Source organism: Streptomyces sp. YS-3 (assembly GCF_045257485.1).
GTDB lineage: Bacteria > Actinomycetota > Actinomycetes > Streptomycetales > Streptomycetaceae > Streptomyces.
Genome location: NZ_JBJHPC010000970.1, coordinates 1 through 1831 on the forward strand (window position 1 = coordinate 1; position 1831 = coordinate 1831).

Sequence of the window (1831 nt, forward strand, 5' to 3'; positions counted from 1 at the left end):
CCACTCCACCCCGAGGCGCACCGACACCCCCAGCGGCACACCCCCATAAACGACCATGGCGCGATCCATGCCCCCCTCGGCAGGGCTTCTTGACCGTGCGCTCCCGCCCCGGTAGGGCGGAGCGCGCGGCGGGGCCGCCCCGGTCCGCCGAGTGACCGGATTTCGCCGGGAGAACTACTGTCCGGAAGCGCCGTTTCCTGGTGGAGTTCCCACTCCTTCGATAGGCATCGTGTCCCGCGCAGAACGCGGCAGCACAGCAAGAGCCACGAGCAGGAGGAGATCCATGCACAGCCTCGCGTCACCGGACCGGGAGATCGGGTACGAGGGCCGGAGCGTGGTGTACGAGACGTGCTGGCCGGACGGTCCGCAGGGCGAGGGCGGACTGCTCTTCAGCAGTCTGGCCACCGCGCAACGGCAGGCGGAGCACGCCTATCTGCGTGCGGCGGCCGACCATCCTGGCGGCGCCCCGCCCCTCGCTCCGCGCGCCGGCACCGCACGCCTGTCGTGGTTACGGCAGGACGCGCACGAGGCACGGGCATACGAGACCTGGAGTCTGCTCGACGGGGGTGAGCGGACTCCGGTCTCCATCAGCGCACGCCCCGTCCACCACGGCACGGTGGCGCCCGCGACCCTGACGACCTGGCGGACGTTCTCACCGCTGCCCGCCCCGCCCCGCCACACCCGGGGCAGGCCGGCGGCCCACTGCCGCGAGAGTCCGGTGCACCGTGCCACCACTCCCCCGGCCACCGCGCCCCGCGCACCGATGGCCGGACCGTACCGCTCCCCCGGCCCGGCGGTGTCCTCGGTCGAGGAACTGCTGGCCCGCTTCCGCGAACACCCGGACCTCTCCGAGTCGATGTACGCGCTCTGCGGGTTCGACATGTCCTGCCGCGACCACGGGGAAACGCTGACCGTGTCCTCGGGCGTGCCGGTGGAGGGCTTCGCCGGGGACGACGTCGGCGGCACCTACTTCCTGTGCGGCGACCCCGGCCAGCAGCGCGCCGTGGTGTACGCAAGCCCCGAGGGCGAGGGCGGTCTGATCGCGGACAGCCTCACCGACGCGCTGCGCGTCATCATCGGGCTGCCGGGCTGGCAGGACTGCCTGCGGTTCTCGGGGGGCGGCAGCCTGACGGCCATGCGGGCGGCGGCGGCGTATCTGGAGAACGACCTGCGCCGGGTCGAGCCGCATCTCACCGCGCGCCGCGCCCGGCTGGCGGACGCCCTCTCCCTCGACCTGCCGCCCGTCCACCTGCTGCTGGCCCGGCTGCGGGACGCGGTCGAGCGGACCTCGCCCTCGTACGTCCTGAAGACCGCCCGGGGCGCCCTGTGCACTTCGCTGTTCGGCACGCTCACACCCGCCGACAATCCCGGCTGGAGCGGCCCGTAACGGGCTGCGGTTATCACGGCGTGATAGGTCGGCCGCCGCCCGCGCGGCTCACCGGGCCTATCACGGCGTGATAATCGCCGGGGTCCATCGGACCCCCGAGGCCCTTCCGGCCGTCGTGTCAGCCGCAGGCGACACCGTCGGTCCAGGGCATCTTGACGACGGGCCGGGCGGCGGGCGCCTCGGGACGCTGGGAGGGGCTGCGGGACGCGGTCGAGCGGACCTCGCCCTCGTACGTCCTGAAGACCGCCCGGGGCGCCCTGTGCACTTCGCTGTTCGGCACGCTCACACCCGCCGACAATCCCGGCTGGAGCGGCCCGTAACGGGCTGCGGTTATCACGGCGTGATAGGTCGGCCGCCGCCCGCGCGGCTCACCGGGCCTATCACGGCGTGATAATCGCCGGGGTCCATCGGACCCCCGAGGCCCTTCCGGCCGTCGTGTCAGCC

The 1831-nt window shown here is 73.3% G+C and carries 2 protein-coding genes; one reads left to right on the forward strand and one right to left on the reverse strand.

Annotated elements, in window-relative coordinates; all coding sequences use genetic code 11:
* Positions 1 to 283 precede the first annotated feature (283 nt).
* Positions 284 to 1387: a hypothetical protein gene (locus tag ACJA3G_RS36775; RefSeq protein ID WP_406557358.1), complete on the forward strand. Its 1104-nt coding sequence runs from the start codon at positions 284 to 286 to the stop codon at positions 1385 to 1387.
* Positions 1388 to 1505: 118 nt separating this feature from the next.
* Here the strand turns inward: ACJA3G_RS36775 and ACJA3G_RS36780 are convergent, their stop codons facing one another.
* Positions 1506 to 1667, reverse strand: coding sequence for a hypothetical protein (locus ACJA3G_RS36780; protein ID WP_406557359.1), 162 nt, complete (start codon positions 1665 to 1667; stop codon positions 1506 to 1508).
* Between the last annotated feature and the right edge of the window lie 164 nt (positions 1668 to 1831).